This window comes from Lysobacter korlensis (assembly GCF_042434515.1).
In genome coordinates this window covers 1-20,433 of sequence record NZ_JBHLTG010000005.1, presented here as the reverse complement: position 1 = coordinate 20,433, position 20,433 = coordinate 1, and the positions used below count along the sequence as shown (strand labels likewise).

Here is a 20,433-nt window from a genome sequence, read left to right as displayed (position 1 = left end):
CCGGCGGTCAGGGCGGCTCCGGTGTTCCCCCAGCCGTCGCCCATCCGTTCTCCGGCCGCTTGCCATAGACTGCAGGCATGCCACGCTTCCTTGTGGTGTTGGCGGTCGCCACCCTCGCAGCGATGATCTTCGCGCTCGTCGACATGATCCTCATCGACGGCTCGCGGGTGCGCGGAGTGAACAAGATCGCCTGGGCCTTCATCATCCTGCTGCTGCCCCTGCTGGGTGCAGTGCTGTGGTTCACGCTCGGACGGGGCCGGAACCGGCCACGGCCGGCCGCCCGGACCATCGCTCCGGATGACGACCCCAACTTCCTGGACCGGATCAACCGCGAGAGCGACGAGCGGATCCGCCGGCTGGAGCAGGAGCTCGCCGAACTCGACGATGACCCACCGGCGAAGGACTGATTCGCCGGCCACCGACTTCGCGGTGGCGTTGCTCGCCGAGTTCGCCCGGGTGGGCGTGCGCGATGCGGTGCTGAGCCCGGGATCCCGCTCGCAGGCGCTCGCGCTGGCGGCCGCAGCGTTGGCGGCCCGCGACATTCTCACCCTCCACGTGCGTATCGACGAGCGCGTGGCGGGATTCACCGCGCTCGGTCTCGCCGTGGAGTCGGGATCGCCGGTGCTGATGATCACCACCTCGGGCACCGCCGTGGCGAACCTGCACCCGGCCGTGCTCGAGGCGCACCATTCGGGGGTGCCCGTCGTGGTGCTGACCGCGGACCGGCCGGCAGAGCTGCGCGGAATCGGCAGCAACCAGACCACCCAGCAGGCCGGGATCTTCGGCCCCGTCCTCCAGACCACGGACGTACCGGCGCCCACCGGCGACCCGGAGGAGGAGGAGCTCGCCCGCTCCCTCGCGCGGAACGCCGCCGCAGCAGCCGGCCCGGTGCACCTGAACCTGGCGTTCCGTGAGCCGCTGTCCGCCGCCGTCGAGCTGACCGCGAACGCCGGCGCGTGGAGCGCCCCGCCGGCGGGGACCCCGCTGCGCGCACCCGTGGAGCTTCCCGTGGATGACGCGACCGTCGTGATCGCCGGGGCCGGTGCCGGCGCCGCCGCGGAGGACGCGGCCAGGGAGCTCGGGACGCCGCTGCTCGCCGAGGTGTCGAGCGGGGCGCGGTTCGGCCCGCATCTCGTCGGTGCGTATCGGGAGCTGCTGAACGACGACCGCTTCGGCGGACGAGTCCGCCGGGCGGTCGTGTTCGGGCATCCGACGCTCAGCCGCGAGGTGCCCGCCCTGCTCCAGCGGGGCGATGTCGAAGCGATCGTCGTACGGGGACCGGGTGCCGAGCTCTACAACCCTGGCCACCGGATGTCCGCCTTCGTCGACGCCGTGACGGCGACCGGATCGGCGGACTGGCGGCCGTGGGTGGGGTCGTGGGTCACGGCGTCGAGGGCGCTGCTGGAGCGGCCATCCACGGCGCCCGGCCTCGAGACCTCCCGGGCGGCGACTCCGGCCGCCCAGTCGGCGTACGCGAAGGCGATCCTGGCCGACGCGAAGGCCCCGATCGACCGGCGGATGCTCGTCGAGGCCGTGTGGGCCGCGACCTGGCCGCACGACCGGCTGGTGCTCGCCGCATCCCGGCTCATCCGCGAGGCGGACCGGGTGGTGCCGGGCAAGAGGATCCGCGTGCACGCCAACCGTGGCCTTGCCGGGATCGACGGCACGATCTCCACCGCGACCGGCGTCGCCCTCGCAGCCGCCCGCACGCCCGCCGGGCGGGGTGTCACCCGCGTGCTGCTCGGGGACCTCGCGTTCCTGCACGACGTCGGCGGGCTCCTCAGCGCCCCGGGCGAGGTGCAGCCCCCCATGCAGCTCATCGTCGGCAATGACCGCGGCGGCACCATCTTCGACGGCCTCGAGGTGGCGGCATCCGCCGATCCGGAGGCCTTCGACCGGGTGCTGCTCACCCCGCAGCAGGTCGCGCTCGAGCCGCTCGCCGCCGCCTACGGGTGGGACTACCGACGCGTCGCCACCCGGAGCGAGCTGGAGCAGGCGCTCACCGGTGGCGGCGCGCACACGATCATCGAGGTGCCCCTCCCGCGCTGACGCGCACCGAGGCTCCCGATCCGGAAACGGAGGAGGAACTCGATGCAGGTGCCGGAGCGCACGGAGAATGGGCCGAACCGCGGCGGTTCTTCTTCGTCCCGGCAGGGCTCCACGTCATGAGAAGGCTTCGAGCACCGGCTGGAACTTCAGCGTCGTCTCCGCCAGCTCCCGCTCCGGAACCGACTCCGCGACGATCCCGGCGCCGGCGTGGGCGACCACCGTGCCGTCGGGATGCACCTGCGCCCCCCGCAGTGCGATCGCCCACTCGCCGTCGCCGGATGCGTCGACCCAGCCGACCGGTCCGGCGTACCGGCCGCGGTCATCCGGCTCGAGCTCGGCGATCAGCTGCAGCGCCGCCGCGCGGGGCGTGCCGGCGACCGCGGCGGTGGGATGCAGCGCCGCCAGCAGGTCGAGGGAGCTGACCCCAGGCGCGACGGGTCCCGCGATATCACTCGCCAAGTGCCAGAGATTCGGCAGCTTGAGGGCGAACGGCGCCTCGCTCGCCGTCGCCGACGGGCTGAACGGACGAAGCGCCGCCAGAAGGCTCCGCACCGCGTAGCCGTGCTCGTCGAGATCCTTGACCGAGGTGGAGAGGGCGGCCGCCAGCTCCGCGTCGGACAACTCGTCCTCGCCGCGGCGGATGCTGCCGGCGAGCACCCGGGCACGGGCGACACCCTCGGAGACGGCGACGAGGGTCTCCGGGCTGGACCCGAGCGCTCCGTCGACCGCATAGGTCCAGGTGTCCGGGTAGGCGAGCGCCAACCAGTCGAGCACACGGCGGAGATCCGGAGCCGCGGGCAGCCGGCCGGCCAGCTCCCGGGCCAGCACCACCTTCGCCACCGTGCCGTCCGTGATCGCATCGAGGGCGCGGCGGACCGCGGCCTCGTACCCGCGCCCATCGAGGCCTCGCGGAGAGAACTCGCAGAACAGCGGCGACCCCCATGGCGACGGTCTCGGCAGCGGCGCATCGGTGTCCACCCGGGTCACCCAGCTGCGTCCGCGCCGCCGGCCCACGAGCATGGAGGGGACGATCAGCACGCTGGCTGCGGGAGAGGCGTCGGCGAAGCAGAAGGCGCCGAAGGCGACCAGACCGCTGCCGCGCTCGCCGACCTCGTCGCGGGTGCTGGCGCGTTCCGTCAGGTCCCGCCACGCGGCGGCGGCGTCGCGAAGCCGTGTCGGCCCCCGGAACTCCAGCCGGAGTGCCTCGCCGATGCCGATGAGCCCAGCGCCGCGGCGGACGAACGAGAGCGGGGAGCCCGGCTCCGTGAGATGCAGCAGCGGCCCGGGATCATCGATCGGCTCGCTCGACACGGTCAGCGCCGGCAGCACGGCGTCGCTCACGCCGCTGGCCTCGTCACCCCTCCAGACTAGCCGCGCCGTCCGGATCACTAGACTGGCTCGTTGTGAAGCGCGCGGACCTGAGCAAGCGACCCGACGAGGTCGCAGGCATGTTCGACGACGTCGCGCCGGCGTACGACCGGACGAACACCCTGCTCTCTGTCGGCAACGCCCCGCTCTGGCGCGCCGCCACCACTCGCGCGGTTGCGCCGAAGGCCGGGGAGCGGATCCTCGACGTCGCCGCAGGCACCGGCACCAGCTCCGCCTCACTCGGCAAGAGCGGCGCGACGGTGGTCGCCGTCGACTTCTCCGAGGGCATGGTCGCGGTCGGCCGGAAGCGTCACAAGAAGATCGAGTTCCACGTGGCGGACGCGGAACGGCTGCCGTTCGGCGACGACGAGTTCGACGCCGTGACGATCAGTTTCGGCCTGCGGAACATCAGCGACCCACGCGCGGCGCTGAGCGAGATGTACCGGGTGATGAAGCCGGGCGGGCGGCTGGTCGTCTGCGAGTTCTCCACGCCTCCGAACGGGATCTTCCGGGGCGCCTACCGCACCTACCTGCGCTACGTCATGCCCGTCGTGGTCGGCCGGGTGAGCTCGAACCCCGAGGCGTACAAGTACCTCAACGAGTCCATCGAGGCGTGGCCGGACCAGGCCACCCTCAGCCAATGGATCCGCGCCGCCGGCTTCACCCGCGTCGCCTGGCGGAATCTCACCGGGGGAGTGGTCGCACTCCACCGTGGCCACAAGCCGGAAGACCCGGTCATCCGCGCCTCCGTCGCCCGCCGCCGCGCATCTCGCCGACGCCCGACCCGCGCCGCGAGCTGACCCAGCCGACAGATACGGACCCTTTCGTGACCCCCACCCCTTCGCGTGCGCGGCGCAACGCGCTCGCCAGGTCGCTCGGGCTCGGCGAGAAGCTCTTCGCCTCCAGCGAGGAGCGGCGCTTCGCCGACGAGATCGAGCGCGGACTGGAACGGGTTGAGGCGGGACTGCTTGAGGCCACCCGATTCAACGACGACCTCGCCGACGTGACCAGCCGCTACCTGCTGGAAGCCGGCGGCAAGCGCATCCGTCCGGTGCTGACCCTGCTCACCGCGCAGCTCGGAGAGGGCAACAACGACGCCGTCCTCACCGCGGCGCAGGTCGTCGAGATCACCCACCTGGCGTCGCTCTACCACGACGACGTCATGGACGAGGCGACGCTGCGGAGGGGCGTGCCGTCGGCGCAGAGCGTCTGGGGCAACTCCGTCGCAATCCTCACCGGCGACCTGCTCTTCGCTCGCGCGAGTGTGCTGGTCTCCTCCCTCGGAGAGCGGGCTCTGCGCGTGCAGGCGCGCACGTTCGAGCGCCTTGTCCTCGGGCAGCTGCACGAGACCATCGGACCCGCCCCAGGGGAAGACCCGATCGACCACTATCTCCAGGTGCTCGCCGACAAGACCGGCTCCCTCATCGCGTCCGCGGCGGAGGTGGGCGTCATCTTCTCGGACGCCCCAGTGGAGTACCGCGAGCCGCTCTCCGTGTTCGGCGAGAAGATCGGCGTCGCGTTCCAGCTGATCGACGACATCATCGACCTGTCCGGCGAGGTGGAGCAGACCGGGAAGGCGGCCGGCACCGACCTTCGCGCCGGGGTGGCGACGCTGCCGCTGCTGTATCTGCGCGACAGGGCACCGGGCGACCCGGCGGCGGCGGCACTGCTCGACCGGATCGACCGCGCCATTCAGGCGACCGCCGACGGGATCGAGGTCGACGCCGACTTCGACGGCGCCGTCGCGGAGCTTCGGGAACATCCAGTCACGGACGCTACCCTGGCGGAGGCCCGCCGCTGGGCCGCCGATGCGGTCGCGGCGCTTGAGCCGCTCCCCGACGGGCCGGTCAAGAAGGCGCTCGCCAAGTTCGCGGAGACCGTTGTCGAACGCAGCAACTGACGGTGCCGGTCCCGCGCCGAGCAGGCGGCCGGGGGTCCGAGCGCGCCACATCAACACGGAGGAACAACGCAGAATGCCGAAGCTGAGGCTGGCCATCGTCGGAGCGGGTCCGGCGGGCATCTATGCCGCGGACATCCTGCTGAAGCAGGAGCATGGCTTCGACGTCTCCATCGACCTCTTCGAGCAGCTGCCGGCGCCGTACGGGCTGGTGCGCTACGGCGTCGCCCCGGACCATCCGCGCATCAAGGGCATCGTGAACGCGCTCCGTGAGGTGCTCGACACGGGCGACATCCGCATCTTCGGCAACGTGCTGTACGGCCGTGACATCACCCTCGAGGACCTCAAGCGTCACTATCACGCGGTCATCTTCGCGACCGGAGCGGTGAGGGATGCGAGTCTGGACATCCCGGGCATCGACCTGCCCGGCAGCTACGGCGCGGCCGACTTCGTGAGCTGGTACGACGGTCACCCGGACTACCCGCGGGAGTGGCCGCTGGAGGCGAAGGAGGTCGCCGTCATCGGGAACGGCAATGTCGCCCTCGACGTCGCCCGCATCCTCTCGAAGCACGCCGACGACCTGCTCCCCACCGAGATCCCGGACAACGTGTACGCGGGCCTGAAGGCGTCGCCGGTGACGGACGTGCACGTCTTCGGCCGGCGGGGCCCGATGCAGGTGAAGTTCACGCCGCTGGAGCTGCGGGAGCTCGGCGAGCTGAACGACGTGGACATGATCGTCTACGACGAGGACTTCCAGTACGACGAGGGGGCGCGGAACGCGATCGCGTCGAACAAGCAGATCATGGTGATCGACAAGATCTTCGCCAAGTGGCGCGATCGCCCGGTCGGCACCGCGTCGCGGCGGCTGCATCTCCACTTCTACGCCAACCCTGTTGAGGTGCTCCCTTCCACGGGCTCAGGGCAGGCGGCGCGGGTGGCGGGCTTCCGGTACGAGCGCACGGAGCCGGATGGAGCGGGCGGCGTGCGCGGGACCGGTGAGTTCCGTGAGGTGCCGGTGCAGGCCGTGTACCGCGCGGTCGGCTACTTCGGCTCGGCCCTCGACGGAATCCCGTTCGACGAGGTGCACGGTGTCATCCCGAATCACGAAGGTCAGGTGCTCGACCCGACGCAGCCCGGCCACAAGGTGCTCCCGGGCGTCTACGCGACCGGGTGGATCAAGCGCGGCCCGGTGGGGCTGATCGGCCACACCAAGTCGGACGCGATGGAGACCATCCGCCACCTGGTGCAGGACCAGGGCAACTGGTGGACCCCGTCCGAACCGGACGAGGCGACCATCCCCGAACTGCTCCGCAGTCGCGGTGTCGAATACACGAACCTCGACGGCTGGCGGGCGCTCGACGAGCACGAGCTGGGATTGGGCGCGGCCGTCGGGCGCACCCGCATCAAGGTCGTGCCGCGCGATGACATGGTCGCCATCTCGAACCGCGTCTCGGCCACCGGAGCCACCGCGGTTCAGTAGCGAGAACCTCGGTCGCTGAGCTTGTCGAAGCGACCATGCGCGGTACTGCACACGGTCCCATCGACAGACTCAGGGACCGATCCCTACTGCAGCGCCGCCGTCAGCCGGGCCACATTGTCCAGCACCGCAACTCGGAAGGGCCGACCCAGCCACTCGTCCAGGGTCAGCTCCCGGCTGGCGTTGCGGTAGCCGTCCTCTACCCTGCGGAGCTCCTGCACGAACGAGGTCCCGCGCACCATCACCGAGATCTCGAGGTTCAGGCTGAACGAGCGCATGTCCATGTTGCTCGATCCGATCACCGCGACCTCGTCGTCGATGGTCACGTGCTTCGCGTGCAGCACCACCGGTGCCGCATACAGCCAGATGCGCACGCCCGCGCGCAGCAGCGCCTCGTAGTAGCTGCGCTGAGCGTGGTACACGATCAGCTGATCACCGATCTCGCTGACGAACAGCTGCACGTCGATGCCGCGCTGGGCGGCGGTCGTGATCGCGTAGAGCATCGACTCGTCCGGCACGAAGTACGGACTCGAGATGACGATCCGCTGCTGCGCGCTGTAGAGCAGCGCGTTGAACATGCGGAGGTTGTTCTCGCCCTCGAACCCCGGCCCGCTCGGCACCACCTGGCAGTCGAGGGTGTCCGGTCCCTCGTGCACCCAGCCGGGGTCCGTCTCCCGCAGCAGCAGTTCATCCGTCTCGCTGTACCAGTCGGTGACGAAGAGCGCGTTGATGCCGGCCACGATGGGGCCCTCGAAGCGGACCATGAGGTCCTGCCAGCGCAGCGACCGGCGGCGGTTCCGGAGCCGGTCGTAGCTGGAGTCGATCATGTTCTGCGAGCCGGTGTACGCCACCTGCCCGTCGAGGACGAGGAGCTTGCGGTGGTTCCGCAGATCCGGCCGCTGCCACTTGCCGCGCAACGGCTGCACCGGCAGCATCAGGCGCCACTGCACCCCCATCCGCTTGAGCCGCTTGATCGTGCGCCGGTAGCCCGGGTACTGCCGCGAGGCGATGTGGTCGAGCAGCACCCGCACGGTGACCCCGCGACGATGGGCGCGCTCGAGCGAGTCGAAGAACGGGGCGCTCGTGCGGTCGAGGCTCAGGATGTAGAACTCGGCGTGCACATAGCGCTCTGCGGCGTCCACGGCGCGAGCGAGTTCCAGGATCGTCTCGTCGTAGCTGGTGGAGAGCGTCGCGGTGTTGCCGCCGACGAGTGGCATTGCGCCCAGGGTGCGGTTCAGCTCCACGATCGGCGGCAACCAGTCCGGCCCCGCGTCATCCCGCCGGACCCGCTCCGTGCCGGCCGTCGTCTCGAGGATGTAGGTGTTGATCGCCGACTGCCGCTCGCGTCGCTTCCTCGGCAGCTTGGTGCTGCCGAACAGCAGGAAGAGCAGGAAGCCGAGATAGGGGATGAAGAAGATCGCCAGCAGCCAGGCCGTCGCGGTCTGCGGGCGACGGTTGATCGGCACGGTGATGATCGCGATGACGCGGATCGCGACGTCCACCACCAGGAGAAGGCCGACGACGATCGTCGTCACGAGGGCCCAGTCCATTGGCGCAGTCTACTGAGCGCGCCGAAGCGGGCCTTTCCCCAGTATGGGGCGCGTCGGTTCTCGCCGGATCAGCGGAAGTTCACGAACTGCAGTGCGACGTCGAGGTCCTTGCCCTTCAGCAGCGCGATGACGGACTGCAGGTCGTCGCGGCTCTTCGACTGCACGCGCAGCTCGTCGCCCTGGATCTGGCTCTTCACGCTCTTCGGCCCCTCGTCGCGGATGATCTTCGAGATCTTCTTCGCGTCCTCCGACGAGATGCCGTTCTTCATCGATGCCTCGATGCGGAATTCCTTGCCGGACGGGTAGGGCTTCCCGGCGTCGAGCGACCGCAGGCTGATGCCGCGCTTGATGAGCTTCTGCTCCAGCACGTCGAGCACCGCCTTCACTCGCTCCTCACTGGATGCCTTCATGAGCAGCTTCTCGCCGCTCCACTCGACGGCTGCACCGACGTTCTTGAAGTCGTATCGCTGGGCGATCTCCTTCTGCGCCTGATTCACGGCGTTGTCGGCCTCCATCTTGTCGACCTTGCTGACGATGTCGAACGAGGAATCTGCCATGACTCCCATGCTACGACCGGCGGCGTGCGGGTCACCCGCCGGCTTCGCCGCGCTCAGGGTCGGGCGGCAGCGACCGGCCCGCATCCGAGCCACCGAGGTCGTGTCCGGGCGGCACCGGCTCCGGTCCTTCCCAGGCCGGCACCTCCTTCGGCTCGTCGAACCACTTCGCCACGACGACGTCGGTTGAGGAGTGCGCGAGGATCGACAGTGCGACGGTGAGGGCGACGAGGTGGAAGATGAAGTCCGCCTGCGGTGCCTCGCTCGTCACGACGAGCAGCACATACACGACGGACGCGAAGCCCTTCGGGCCGAACCACATGGCGGCGACCTGCTCACGCATGGACAGCTTGCTGCCGAGGAACGACAGGTACAGCGCGGCCGGTCGTGGGAGCAGGAGCGCGAGGACGGCGAAGACGTAGCCGGTCCAGGGGATCTCGGCGAGGAACTGGGGCGACAGCAGCGCCCCGAATACGGTGAGTGCGAGCAGCTTCAGCAGTTCGGCGAGGATCTCGCCGAACTCGTGGAACCGGTCCCGCTCCTGCTCGCCGACGGTGGCGAGGGTGATTCCGGCTGCGAAGGCGGCGAGGAAGAGGTTGGCGTGCGTTGCGCTGGCGAGCGCGAAGACCAGCAGCCCGATCGCGATCGCGCCGATCGGTTCGTAGACGCCGGTGGCTGCGAACAGTCTGCTGCGGAGCGCCCACACGACCAGAAGCGGCACTGCGACGCCGATCGCCGCGCCGAACAGGATCTCGATGCCCAGTTCGGCGAAGTGGAGGTCCTCGGTGCCGGTGCTCAGCTCCAGGAAGATGATCACGAAGGGCAGCGCCAGGCCGTCGTTCACACCGGACTCCACGTTGAGCAGGTAGCGCAGCCGGTTCGGCACCCGCTTGTTGCCGACGATCGCTGCGGCGAACACGGGGTCGGTCGGCGCGAGGATGGCGCCGACGAGCAGCGCTGAGGTCCAGTCCAGGCCGACGATGAAGTGAGCGAGCACCGCCGTGAAGACGAGCGTCAGCGGCAGACCCCAGCCGAGCGCGCGGCCGGGAAGCCGCCACGCCTTCCGCAGGTCCTGCCATCCGGTGCGCATCCCGTCGGTGAACAGGACGACGAACAGCGCGAGCTCCGAGATCGTGCTGATGGCCGGTGACGTCGCATCGAACTGGAGAACCCCGGTGACGTTCGGGCCGAGCGTGAAGCCGACGAGCAGGAAGAGCACTGCGGTGGAGAGCACCGTTTTATGCGCCAGCGCCGAGATCAGCACACCCACCACGAGGGTTGCCGCGAAGATGACGAGGAAGAGGTCCATTTCCGACCCTCAGTCGCGCGTCCCGATCCGGGGGTTCATGCGGGCGGCGCAGTGCTCGAGCGCACGACGAGGTCGAACTGCAGCGGGGTGTTGATGTCCGGCAGGGGCGCGGGAGTCGGGTTCAGCTCCTCGATGAGGATCTCCGCCGCCAGCCTGCCCTGCAGATCGGGGTACTGCGCGACGGTGGTCAGGCCGAAGAACTCGCTCAGCTCGTGATCGTCGACCCCGATCACGGAGAGGTCCCGCGGCACGCGCAGGCCGAGGTCCCGGGCGGCGAGGATGGCGCCGAACGCCATTTCGTCTGAGGTGGCGAAGATGGCGGTCGGTCGGTTGTCCGCGTCGGCGAGCAGTTGCTTCGCTGAGGCGTATCCGCCGGGCATCGTGAAGTCGCCGGCCACATGGAGCTTCGGGTCAGGGGTGAGGCCGGCGGAGCTCAGCGCGGCCTCGTACCCGACCCGGCGGTTGGTCGGCACGTGGAAGTCGTGGTTGTGGTCGTCGTCGCCGCCGATATGGGCGATCCGTCGATGGCCGAGCGAGATGAGATGCTCGGTCGCCAACCGTGAGACGGCGACGTCGTCGACGCTCAGGGTGCGGACCCCGGGGAGCGGCCCGCCGACACCGACGATCGGCTTCTTCATGGCAAGGAGCCGCGAAACCTCGCTCGAGGTGAGCTCCAGGCTCACGGCGATGACGGCATCCACCCGTTTGCGAAGCAGGAAGTGCTCGAACACCGTCTGGCGCTCGGCCCCGCCGCCCTGCAGGTTGTACAGCGTCAAGTCGTAGCCGTGCGTGAGCAGGGTGCTCTCGGCTCCCTCCAGCACGGAACTGAAGAACCAGCGATTCAGGAACGGGATGACGACGCCGACGTTGCGAGTCCGTCCGGTGGCAAGCCCGGATGCGCTCGAGGAGACGACGTAGCCGAGGTCCCGCGCGGCGCGGCGGACGCGCTCGCGGGTCGTGGGCGAGACATGTCCGGCTCCGCTCAGGGCTCGCGAGACGGTCGCCGTGGAGACCCCGGCGACGCGCGCGACCTCGTCGATCCCCGGCACGTGCTCCACCTCCCTTGGCTCAACTGATCCTAGCCAGGGGGCTGATGCCTGTTACAGGGTTGTTATTCCTGCGTTGCGGAGGGACGTTCCGGCGCGGTCAAACGCACCTCGCGGATCGCGTATTCTTGATCCGCGCCTCCGGTCGGTGACTACACGGGTCGGGTGCGCACCAGGCGAGTTACCCAAGCGGCCAAAGGGATCTGACTGTAAATCAGCCGGCGTAGCCTTCGGGGGTTCGAATCCCTCACTCGCCACCATGCGACGAGCGTCGCCCTCCGGGGCGGCGCTCGTCGTCTTGTTCCACGTGAGGATTGGAAAGAAGACCTCACCGGTGGCGAGGTCCGAGAGCCTCGTGGGCCAGTCCCGCCTACCGCTTGCTGACGACGACCCGGAGTGTGTGGCCGTGGGTGGCGAAGTGGGTGCTGCCCGGCGTCATCCCGGTCACGACATCGAACACCGTCGTGTCCTCGGAGCCGTGTTCGGCGATGTGGGAGTTGACCTCGGCCGCGGCGCCGATCACCCGCCACGCCGCTTCACGGGTCTGTTTGCGGTTCGCCGCACGATCGATGGCGAGGGCAACCTCGTAGACGCCCTCCTCGGTGACGCCGTCTGAGAGCCAGGAGAGTCCCGCAGCCTCGGCCGCGCTGCGCAGCCCGGGGCCGAGGTGGGTGCCCGGTTCTTCGGCGATCCAGTTCGGTGATGAGGCGAGCTGGCGCAACTGCTCAAGCGGAGCGACGAACATCGACGCGTCGGCGATCCCCGCGAATTCGGCGTCATCGTCCCAACGGGCTTCGGTCATGCAGCGATCATGGCGCACGTCGGGCGGGCGTGTGGGGATTCTCCACACGGCTCACGGCGCGTTCGACTCCGCCGAGCTTGACGGCGCGGGCTCGATGCGGGACATCGCCTTCGTGCTCGCCACGAGCGCGGTCCCCGCGACGAGCATGATCATCAGCGCCACGACGACCCACACGGCGCCGAACGGGGTCATGCCGGACTTGTCTGTGGAATCGTTTCCATACATCAGGGTCAAGCTTGCACGAAAATCTGAGGCGGGCCTAGTCGGCGTGTTTCGGGGGACACGTCGGTCGACCGGCTCGCGTTCGAAGCTGAATAGTGTCTGAAGGCAACCCGTACCACACCCGGGAGCAGCCCTATCATGCGCTCCATGAAAACCGTGTTCACCGTTTGGCTGGGCTTCGTGATCGTGGGCCTGGCCTACATGATCGTCCTGCCGTTGGTGGGGAGGTAGGCGATGTTCCGCAATGTCGGCGATCACGCGCCGAGCCTGTTCTTCGGCGTGATCTTCCTCGTGAGCCTGTTCGGCCAATCGCTCACCGGCCTGGCGATGTACAACGAGGAGCAAGCGGAGCATGGCTCCTCGCCCGTCACGTATCCCGAGTTCATCACCTCGTCGCAGTTCATCGTCGACGTCGCCGAGAACTGGCAGTCCGAGTATTTGCAGTTCTTTCTGTTCATCTTGGTCACCATCTGGCTGGTGCAGAAAGGCTCGACCGAGTCGAAACAGCCGGGTGACGACGGCATCGGCACCGCCAAGGAGCAGCTGGTCGGCGAATACGCCACAGCGGACTCGCCGTCATGGGCGAAGGCCGGCGGCTGGCGTCAGGTGCTCTACTCCAACTCTCTGCTGATCGTGATGGGCGCCATCTTCGTCTTCTCGTGGTTGGCGCAGTCGCTCTCGGGAATGGTGGTCTACAACGAGGAGCAGCTGCAGCATCAGCAGCCGGTTGTCGACTGGGCGGGGTACATCGCGTCCTCCGACTTCTGGAACCGCACGCTGCAGAACTGGCAGTCCGAGTTCCTCGCTGTGGGAAGCATGGCGGCGTTCACCATCTAGCTTCGCCAGCGGGGGTCGCCCCAGTCGAAACCGGTCGGCAGCCCGCACGCGGAGACGGCGGCCGAGTCTGAATGACCGTCGCGCGGCGCTCACTCGGCTTCGCGCGGGCGATCATCGTTCTTCTGCCACGGCCAGCGCCCGGTGATCTCCAGTTCCAGCGAGAAGCTCAGAAAGGTCCGGATGAGCACGATCGCAGCCAGAACCGCGACGCTTTCCAGGGTGGGCGCGACGGCGACGGTGCGGATGATGTCGGCGGCGACGAGCAGCTCCAGCCCGAGGAGGATCGCCCGGCCGAGCGACTGCCGATACCGGCGGTAGACGAGCTCTTCCCGCTTCGCGAGCCGACCAAGGGCCAGAACGGAGGCGATGAGCGCGCCGACGACCATCACCGCGACTCCGGCGACGTCGACCGCCTCGCCGACGGTTTCGATGGCCGAGTGGAAATCCATGAGCGCCTCCCAGTGCCTGCGTCCTGCCCCGAGGGTGCCGACAGCACGTGAGCGTGCGCTGAATGACTGCGGCGTGCGGAGCCGTGGCGGCGAGCGGCGTGATTGAGTTGACCACGTGAACGGCGAACTCCTCGACCTTGCCCGCAACGTCGCCGTGGAGGCGGGTGAGCTCGCCCGGCGGCTCCGCGGCGAGGGCGTCGAGGTCGCCGACACGAAGTCGACCGTCACCGACATCGTGACCTTCGCCGACCGGCAGACGGAGGAGCTGATCCGGGGCCGGCTCGCCGATGCGCGCCCGAACGACGGTTTCCTGGGGGAGGAGAGCGGCGCCGAGCGGGGGACGAGCGGGCTGACGTGGGTGGTCGATCCGATCGACGGCACCGTCAACTACGCCTACGGGCTGCCCTTCTACGCCGTGAGCATCGCCGTGGTGGAGGGCGAGCCCGACCCGCTGACCTGGCGGGCGCTCGCCGGCTGCGTCGTCAACCCTGTGGGCGGCGAGGTGTTCACGGCGGCCGAGGGTGACGGCGCCCACCTGGGTGGAGAGCGGATCTCGGTGGCGCCATCCGTGGCGCCCGATCAGGCGCTGCTGGCCACCGGGTTCTCGTACACCCCGGAGCGCCGCACGGCGCAGGCGTCAGCACTCGCTCGCTACATCGCGTCGGTGCGCGACATCCGCCGCATCGGGGTCGCGGCGCTGGACCTCTGCTATGTGGCCGCCGGCCGGCTGAACGCCTACGCGGAATCCGGTTTGCACCCATGGGATCAGGCGGCTGGGGTGCTCATCGCCCGCGAAGCGGGAGCCAGGGTGACCGGCTGGGACGGCGGTGAGCCGAGCAGGGAGTTCCTGCTCGCCGCGGAGCCGCGACTCGCCGAGCAGTTGGAGAAAATTCTCGCGGAATATCGCGGTTAACGGCCGTTCGTGGCAAAGCGCTGGGAATCTCCGGGCTAACATTTACCAATCCGTTACCTTCCGGGGGCAACGCTTTCGGGGTACGGGGTGGGGTTGTAGAGCGATGGCGCGGGATCTGTTCCCGGCCTCATCTTCGGGGGTGTTCTTCTGCAGTTGCATGATCCAGCCGAAGCCGGTTCGTCCGGTGCACTCGTGCGATCCAGCCACGTCGAGCAGCCGCTCACCCGCCGCGAGCTGCGCGAGCGCCACCGCTCGGCCGACGTCCGCCTCCGCGGGCACGCCGCACACCCGGGATCGGAGCTGCAGCCGGCTCGTCGTGCGAAGCCGACTCCGAAGCGGGTGGCCCACCGGCCGATCGCCGAGGTCACCAAGAGCAAGCCGTCGCTTCGCCGCCGGATCGCGCAGAACCTGCTGTCGGTCGGGGCCTTCGTCTTCGCGGGTGCGCTCGCGGTCGGGCTCACCGTGCCGGCCAACGCCTTCGTCCGTCCAATGGACACCGCAACGGAGCCCACCGCCATCGCCCCGGCCAAAGTGGGCAGCCTGCAGAGCATGGAGGTGCTCGCCGACACGGAGGCCATCTCGGCCGCCGCGCGCGACGGATACTCGGTCACCAGCTACAAGGCGATGCTGCAGGAGCGCTACGGCGTCGGCACCTTCACCTACGCCACCAACTGGTCGGGCGAGATCCGCTGGCCGTTCCCGTATACGGCGCCGATCAGCGACGGCTACGGCTACCGGGTGCCGCCGTGCGCGGGCTGCTCGAGCGATCACGACGGTGTCGACTTCACGCCCGGCATGGGGCAGCCGATCTATGCGATCGCGAACGGCGTCGTCTCCATCCACTCGGAGTACGGCGGTCTCGGCAACCACGTCATCCTGACGCACATCATCGACGGCAAGCTCGTCGAGAGTGTCTACGGACACATGCAGTACGGATCGAGCCCGCTGGTGCCCGGGCAGGAGGTCAAGGCCGGTGACCTCGTCGGTCACGTCGGATCGACCGGCCAGTCAACCGGCCCGCACCTGCACTTCGAGCTGCTCATCGACGGGGTGCACGTGAACCCGCTGCCCTGGCTGCAGCAGAACGCCAGCTGACGCCTGGCTGGTGCGGGGACCGGGGCGCTGGGAGCGGCTCAGCGGACGATGGCGAGGTTGAAGGCTGGAGTCCGGAGGGCGCCGAGGACTGCGGCGAAGAGCAGGAAGTAGTGCTCGGCCGCTCGGGCGGTGCCGATCCCGCCGAGATCGATCTGACTGGGCGGCGGCCAGCCGAGGCTGTCGAGCATCTCCGATACGACCGCCTTGGCGTCAGGATCGTCTCCCGAGAGGAACACATTCGTCGGCGCGGAGAGCTTGTCCGGCTCGACGCCGATCACCGCTCCCACGGTGTTGAGCGTCTTCACCACCTTGGTGCCTGGCAATGCCGCCTGCAAGCGCTCGCCAAGGCTCGAGTCCGAGTAGATCAGGTTGAGCTCCTCGTCGACCGCGTTGCCCACGTCGATGAGAATGCGGCCGCTCAGGGAGCCTTGGAGGGGCGTTAGCGTCGCCACGGAGTGGGCAGCCGCGAGGGCGCTGATCACGACCTCGCTGCCGTCGATCGCGCCGGCGTGGTCGAGCACCGGCGCCGGCATCCCGCTGACCGAGTCGGGCGTGCGGGAGCCGAAGGTGACGTGGTGCCCGGCATGGAGGAGGGCGGTGCCCAAGGTGGTGGCCACGTGGCCGGTTCCGAGAATGGCGATATGCATGCGTGCTCCAATGTGAGACGATCATCTGAATAGTTCAAATCTGAACTGAGACGACGGTAACACGTAGTTCAAATTTGAACAAGCCGAGGAGCGGATTCGTGGTCGAGCGGCTGAACGAGGGCGAACTCGCCGCCTACTTCGCGCTGAGGTCGGCGGGCGATCGGCTGCAGCAGGCGGTGGCGAGACAGCTGAAGAGTCACGACCTCACCGAAGTCCAGTTCTCGATTCTCGCTCGGCTCGTCGATTCGACGAGCGGCCTGCGGATGAGTGATCTGGCGCGGGTGCTGGTCGTCACCAAGAGCGGCCTGACGTACCAGGCGGGTCAACTCGAGCGCCGGGGCCTGATCGCCCGGGAGTCGAGCGAGGTCGACGATCGTGCCGTCGTCGTGCGAGCCACGCCGCAGGGCGCGGATCTGATCCGGAAGGTCATGCCCGGTCACATCGCCCTCGTGCGTGAACTGTTCATCGACCGACTCGATCCGCGCGAGGTTGCGACCGTGCGGGATGCACTCAGCCGAGTCGGGGCGCCCGGGGAAGCTTGACCCGCTCGGAAGAACTCAGCCGCGCAGCCACACGGTGGTCTCCGGGGGCAGGGCGGCGCCTTCGAACGGCTGGCTCGCGAGGAGGCGTTCAGCGGCCGGGGGCAGCTCCACGGGCACGGTTCCGAAGTTGCAGATCGCGGTCAGGGCACCGTTGCGGAAGGCGACGGTGTTCTCCGGGTACCCGCTCAGCCAGTCCAGCGTGCCATGGCCGAGGTCGAGCCGGCGGCGCACCCCGAGCGCGCGCCGATAGAACTCGAGCGTGCTCTCCGGGTCTCCGGCCTGCACGTCCCGCGCGTACTCACGCCATTCCGCCGGCTGCGGCAGCCAGCTCTCCCCGGTCTCGCTGAAGCCGAACGCCGGCTTGTCCGACTCCCACGGCAGCGGCACCCGACAGCCGTCGCGGCCGTACTTCTCACCGTTCGTGCGGAACCAGGTGGGGTCCTGACGCGCATGGTCAGGAAGATGGATCACCTCAGGCAGTCCCAGCTCCTCACCCTGATAGAGGTAGGCGCCGCCGGGGAGGGCGAGCATGAGCGCCGTGGCAGCCCGGGCGCGTCGGAGTCCCGTTGCGGTGTCCGGCAGGCCCATCGAGTCGGGGCCGAGCCCGCTGCCCTGCGGGTTCTCCGCGGTCACCCCGAGCCGGCTGGCGTGCCGCACCACGTCGTGGTTGCTCAGCACCCACGTCGCCGGCGCGCCCACGTTCGAGAACGCGTTCAGTGAGTCGTCGATGATCCGCCGCACCGCCCTGGCCGACCACGGCGCCTCGAGGTAGGGGAAGTTGAACGACTGGTGCATCTCATCCGGGCGCACCCACAGCGCCAATTTGCTCAGCGGCTCCACCCACGCCTCCGCGGTGAGAATGCGTTCGCCCGGATACTCGTCGACCACTGCACGCCACTCACGCCAGATGTCGTGCACGCCCTCCTGTGCCCAGTACGGCGGGGTCGCCTCGCCGGCCAGGTCGCTGATGCCGGGCTCGAGCGTGACGCCCTCTTCGCCGCCCGGGGCGTCCTCCGTGGTGGGTGCGATTCCGCCACCCATGCTGCCCGCGTTCTCAGGCGGGGTGTAGTGCGGCAGGCCGTCTTCCTTGACGAGCCCGTGCGCGACGTCCACCCGGAAGCCGTCGACGCCCCGGTCGAGCCAGAATCGCAGGATGTCGCGGAACTGGGCGCGCACCCACTCCTTGTTCCAATCGAAGTCCGGCTGCGATGCGTCGAACAGGTGCAGGTACCACTGACCGGGCGAGCCGTCCGCCTCGGTGATCCGCGTCCATGCGGGTCCCCCGAAGACCGACTGCCAGTTGTTCGGCGGCTTCGAGCCGTCCGGTCCCTCGCCGTCGCGGAACATGTAGCGGGCACGCTCCTCGGATCCGGGTCCCGCCGCCAGCGCCTCCTGGAACCACACGTTCGCGTCGGACGAGTGGTTCGGGACGATGTCGACGATCACCCGCATGCCGAGATCATGCGCGGTGGTCAGCAGCCGGTCGAAGTCGCCGAGCGTGCCGAACAGCGGGTCGACCTCGCAATAGTCTGCGACGTCGTAGCCGGCGTCCTTCTGCGGTGAGCGGTAGAACGGCGACAGCCAGATGGCGTCGACGTCGAGCTCCGCGATCTGCGGGAGGTGCTGGGTGATGCCGGCCAGGTCCCCGATTCCGTCGCCGGTCGCATCCGCGAACGATCGCGGGTAGATCTGGTAGATGACCGCGCTGCGCCACCATTCCTTGCCGGGCTCGGTGCCCGCGTTCTGGGGCGTCGTATGGGGGCTCTCGATCGTCATGCCTGACACCCTAAGGACGGAGTTCGTGTATTCGGTCCGAACTGCAAGCGTTTGCAGTCGGCGTTCACCATATCGGCCCTGGTGCGCACCGATGCGGGAACCTAGCCTGAACTCGTCGGAAGGAAATGACCATGCCCGGCAAGATCGCCAACCTCGTTTTCGACTGCCACGACCCCCGTCTGCTCAGCGACTTCTGGAGCGACGTGCTCGGCTATCCCCGCGCCGAGTACCCGCCGGACATGAAGCGGGATCTCCTCGCCCACGGACTGACGGAGGAGGACCTCGCCAAGCGCAGTGTTGCGCAGGATCCATCCGGTGAGGGCTTGCGGCTGTTCTTCCAGCAGGTGCCGGAGTCGAAAGTCGTGAAGAACCGCGTCCACATCGACCTGTTCGCGACTCCCGGCCGCCGGGCGACGCCGGAGGAGGTGGACGCCGAGAAGGAGCGCATCGTGGCGCTCGGCGCCACCGTGGTGAACGCGTTCGACTCGTCCTGGGGTCCGTATCCGGAATACCACTGGGTGCTGGCCGACCCGGAAGGCAACGAGTTCTGCGTGCAGTGACTGCGCGAACAGCACCGTTGGCAGGTGCTAATCTCTTACGGTGCCCCGGCGCGGGCGCATGCCCCGATAGCTCAGTGGTAGAGCACTTCCATGGTAAGGAAGGGGTCGTCAGTTCAATCCTGACTCGGGGCTCGGTCTTCGTAAGATCGCGGCGGGATAGCTCAGGTGGTCAGAGCACACGGCTCATAATCGTGGTGTCGCGGGTTCAAGTCCCGCTCCCGCTACAGAGGAAAGGTCCCGCTTGCCGGGGCCTTTTCGCATTGCGTCGGCAATGCGGGCCCGTCCGGACCGCCCCACTGATGGCGGTGCGTGGCGCGGACGTGAAGGTACCTCTCCCTGACATTGTGGGTTCGCTGGGAGTTCCGGTGGTGGGATGTGGATAACCGTCTCTGACCGGCGGTTTCGGGGTCTTGGTGTCGGGGGCGGCTGTTCGAATGACGGTATGGAAGAAACCGCGACCGTTGGCCCGGGCCCGGGGATGGACGTGCTGTCGCCTGGGGCGGTGGCGTTGGAGCGTCGCGCTGGAGTGGTGGAGCGTCTGCGGGAGCTGGACCGGGCGTCGGCCCGGGCAGACGCTGCCAGGTTGCGTGGCCTGAATGACCTGCGGGTCGAGGCTGAGGCGGTGCACGCCGGCTCAGCCGCCGCGCTAGAGAATGCGGTGGGTGTGCGGGCGCGGGTGGGGTTCGGGGAATCGTCGGACCTGGAACGCCGTTCGGTGCGGGCTGAGGCCGCCGCGGCGCTGCGGATCTCCGAGCGGGTGGCGGGGACCCAGCTGGAGTTCGCGAAAGCGCTGTGCACCGAGCTGACCGCGACGATGGATGCGCTGACCGTGGGGGACATCTCCGAGTACCACGCGCGGCTGATCTGGGAGCACGCCTGCCTGGTGCCCGCCGACGACCGGCGTGTGTTCGAGGAGCAGGCGTTGGTCGCGGCGCGGAGGTTGAGCACCGCCCGGTTGAAGGGCAGGCTGCGCGGCATTCAGCAGCGGCTGCACCCGGAGGCCGCGATCGAACGGCACCGGCAGGCGGTGGACACCCGGGATGTGTGGGTGGATCCCGCCGCGGATGGGATGGCGATTCTGAGCGCGCTGCTGCCGGCGGCGACCGCGGTCGCTGCGGCCGACCGGATCGAGGAGTACGCCCGCGGGATCACCGGTGACCCGCACGAGACCCGCACGGTGCTGCAGGTCCGCGCCGACGTGTTCGCCGAGTTCGTCCTCGGCGGCGAAGCGGGCGCCTGGAGGATCACCCCGACCGTGCAGGTGGTGGTCCCGGCGTTGAGTCTGCTCGGCCACTCCGAGGAGCTGGCGATCCTGGACGGGTACGGGCCGATCGATTTGG

General features: G+C 68.9%; 21 protein-coding genes and 3 tRNA genes. 14 read left to right on the top strand and 10 right to left on the bottom strand.

The window, feature by feature from the left end; translation table 11 throughout:
• Positions 1-77 precede the first annotated feature (77 nt).
• Together ACFFGH_RS19385 and menD are read left to right on the top strand one after the other, a co-directional pair.
• Positions 78-407 carry a PLDc N-terminal domain-containing protein gene (locus ACFFGH_RS19385; RefSeq protein WP_386671352.1) on the top strand — a complete coding sequence of 110 codons (330 nt, stop codon included), beginning with the start codon at positions 78-80 and terminating at the stop codon, positions 405-407.
• Positions 385-2,049 (top strand): 2-succinyl-5-enolpyruvyl-6-hydroxy-3-cyclohexene-1-carboxylic-acid synthase, encoded by a 1,665-nt coding sequence (gene menD, locus ACFFGH_RS19380; RefSeq protein ID WP_386671350.1) that lies wholly within the window; start codon positions 385-387, stop codon positions 2,047-2,049. The genes ACFFGH_RS19385 and menD overlap by 23 nt, the downstream gene beginning before the upstream one ends.
• Positions 2,050-2,163: 114 nt before the next feature.
• Here the strand turns inward: menD and ACFFGH_RS19375 are convergent, their stop codons facing one another.
• Positions 2,164-3,390 (bottom strand): isochorismate synthase, encoded by a 1,227-nt coding sequence (locus ACFFGH_RS19375; protein ID WP_386671348.1) that lies wholly within the window; start codon positions 3,388-3,390, stop codon positions 2,164-2,166.
• Positions 3,391-3,452: 62 nt separating this feature from the next.
• On the opposite strand from ACFFGH_RS19375, the gene ACFFGH_RS19370 reads away from it, so the two are divergent.
• The 3 genes from ACFFGH_RS19370 to ACFFGH_RS19360 all read left to right on the top strand — a co-directional run bounded on the left by ACFFGH_RS19370 (position 3,453) and on the right by ACFFGH_RS19360 (position 6,794).
• Complete coding sequence (locus tag ACFFGH_RS19370; protein ID WP_386671346.1) at positions 3,453-4,217, top strand: demethylmenaquinone methyltransferase; 765 nt, start codon at positions 3,453-3,455, stop codon at positions 4,215-4,217.
• 26 nt (positions 4,218-4,243) lie between these two features.
• Positions 4,244-5,317 carry a polyprenyl synthetase family protein gene (locus ACFFGH_RS19365; RefSeq protein ID WP_386671344.1) on the top strand — a complete coding sequence of 358 codons (1,074 nt, stop codon included), beginning with the start codon at positions 4,244-4,246 and terminating at the stop codon, positions 5,315-5,317.
• A gap of 73 nt (positions 5,318-5,390) precedes the next feature.
• Positions 5,391-6,794: an FAD-dependent oxidoreductase gene (locus tag ACFFGH_RS19360; RefSeq protein WP_386671342.1), complete on the top strand. Its 1,404-nt coding sequence runs from the start codon at positions 5,391-5,393 to the stop codon at positions 6,792-6,794.
• A gap of 83 nt (positions 6,795-6,877) precedes the next feature.
• Here ACFFGH_RS19360 and cls read toward each other — a convergent pair whose 3' ends face one another.
• The 4 genes from cls to ACFFGH_RS19340 all read right to left on the bottom strand — a co-directional run bounded on the left by cls (position 6,878) and on the right by ACFFGH_RS19340 (position 11,253).
• A complete protein-coding gene (gene cls / locus ACFFGH_RS19355; protein WP_386671340.1) occupies positions 6,878-8,341 on the bottom strand; it encodes a cardiolipin synthase in 1,464 nt (487 codons plus the stop codon).
• A gap of 68 nt (positions 8,342-8,409) precedes the next feature.
• A complete protein-coding gene (locus ACFFGH_RS19350) occupies positions 8,410-8,898 on the bottom strand; it encodes a YajQ family cyclic di-GMP-binding protein (RefSeq protein ID WP_386671338.1) in 489 nt (162 codons plus the stop codon).
• 31 nt (positions 8,899-8,929) lie between these two features.
• Positions 8,930-10,204, bottom strand: coding sequence for a cation:proton antiporter (locus ACFFGH_RS19345; RefSeq protein ID WP_386671336.1), 1,275 nt, complete (start codon positions 10,202-10,204; stop codon positions 8,930-8,932).
• A 35-nt stretch (positions 10,205-10,239) separates the two neighbouring features.
• A complete protein-coding gene (locus ACFFGH_RS19340; RefSeq protein ID WP_386671334.1) occupies positions 10,240-11,253 on the bottom strand; it encodes a LacI family DNA-binding transcriptional regulator in 1,014 nt (337 codons plus the stop codon).
• A gap of 172 nt (positions 11,254-11,425) precedes the next feature.
• On the opposite strand from ACFFGH_RS19340, the gene ACFFGH_RS19335 reads away from it, so the two are divergent.
• Positions 11,426-11,510 (top strand) — tRNA-Tyr (locus tag ACFFGH_RS19335).
• Positions 11,511-11,620: 110 nt separating this feature from the next.
• Here the strand turns inward: ACFFGH_RS19335 and ACFFGH_RS19330 are convergent.
• Positions 11,621-12,052 carry a hypothetical protein gene (locus ACFFGH_RS19330; RefSeq protein ID WP_386671332.1) on the bottom strand — a complete coding sequence of 144 codons (432 nt, stop codon included), beginning with the start codon at positions 12,050-12,052 and terminating at the stop codon, positions 11,621-11,623.
• A 51-nt stretch (positions 12,053-12,103) separates the two neighbouring features.
• Positions 12,104-12,244, bottom strand: coding sequence for a hypothetical protein (locus tag ACFFGH_RS19325; RefSeq protein WP_386671330.1), 141 nt, complete (start codon positions 12,242-12,244; stop codon positions 12,104-12,106).
• A 264-nt stretch (positions 12,245-12,508) separates the two neighbouring features.
• Between ACFFGH_RS19325 and ACFFGH_RS19320 the strand changes: the two genes are divergently transcribed.
• Positions 12,509-13,111, top strand: coding sequence for a DUF6766 family protein (locus tag ACFFGH_RS19320; RefSeq protein WP_386671328.1), 603 nt, complete (start codon positions 12,509-12,511; stop codon positions 13,109-13,111).
• An 89-nt stretch (positions 13,112-13,200) separates the two neighbouring features.
• Here the strand turns inward: ACFFGH_RS19320 and ACFFGH_RS19315 are convergent, their stop codons facing one another.
• Complete coding sequence (locus ACFFGH_RS19315; protein ID WP_386671326.1) at positions 13,201-13,560, bottom strand: DUF1622 domain-containing protein; 360 nt, start codon at positions 13,558-13,560, stop codon at positions 13,201-13,203.
• Between the two features lie 115 nt (positions 13,561-13,675).
• On the opposite strand from ACFFGH_RS19315, the gene ACFFGH_RS19310 reads away from it, so the two are divergent.
• Positions 13,676-14,473, top strand: coding sequence for an inositol monophosphatase family protein (locus tag ACFFGH_RS19310; protein ID WP_386671324.1), 798 nt, complete (start codon positions 13,676-13,678; stop codon positions 14,471-14,473).
• A 192-nt stretch (positions 14,474-14,665) separates the two neighbouring features.
• Positions 14,666-15,568, top strand: a complete 903-nt coding sequence (locus ACFFGH_RS19305; protein ID WP_386671323.1) for a M23 family metallopeptidase — start codon at positions 14,666-14,668, stop codon at positions 15,566-15,568.
• A gap of 38 nt (positions 15,569-15,606) precedes the next feature.
• Here the strand turns inward: ACFFGH_RS19305 and ACFFGH_RS19300 are convergent, their stop codons facing one another.
• Positions 15,607-16,215 (bottom strand): NADPH-dependent F420 reductase, encoded by a 609-nt coding sequence (locus ACFFGH_RS19300; protein WP_386671321.1) that lies wholly within the window; start codon positions 16,213-16,215, stop codon positions 15,607-15,609.
• Positions 16,216-16,313: 98 nt separating this feature from the next.
• Here ACFFGH_RS19300 and ACFFGH_RS19295 point away from each other — a divergent pair, with 98 nt between their 5' ends.
• Positions 16,314-16,757, top strand: coding sequence for a MarR family winged helix-turn-helix transcriptional regulator (locus tag ACFFGH_RS19295; protein WP_386671320.1), 444 nt, complete (start codon positions 16,314-16,316; stop codon positions 16,755-16,757).
• A gap of 15 nt (positions 16,758-16,772) precedes the next feature.
• On the opposite strand, the gene ACFFGH_RS19290 is transcribed toward ACFFGH_RS19295, so the two are convergent.
• The gene (locus tag ACFFGH_RS19290; protein WP_386671318.1) at positions 16,773-18,533 is read right to left on the bottom strand and encodes a glycoside hydrolase family 13 protein; all 1,761 of its coding nucleotides are present in this window, start codon (positions 18,531-18,533) and stop codon (positions 16,773-16,775) included.
• Positions 18,534-18,664: 131 nt separating this feature from the next.
• Here ACFFGH_RS19290 and ACFFGH_RS19285 point away from each other — a divergent pair, with 131 nt between their 5' ends.
• The 4 genes from ACFFGH_RS19285 to ACFFGH_RS19270 form a co-directional block, all read left to right on the top strand.
• Entirely contained in the window at positions 18,665-19,093 is a 429-nt protein-coding gene (locus ACFFGH_RS19285; protein WP_386671316.1) for a VOC family protein, read from the top strand.
• Positions 19,094-19,153: 60 nt separating this feature from the next.
• Positions 19,154-19,225 (top strand) — tRNA-Thr (locus ACFFGH_RS19280).
• Between the two features lie 18 nt (positions 19,226-19,243).
• Positions 19,244-19,317, top strand: a tRNA-Met gene (locus ACFFGH_RS19275).
• Between the two features lie 218 nt (positions 19,318-19,535).
• A partial coding sequence (locus ACFFGH_RS19270; protein ID WP_386671315.1) for a DUF222 domain-containing protein occupies positions 19,536-20,433 on the top strand: 898 nt, incomplete at its 3' end.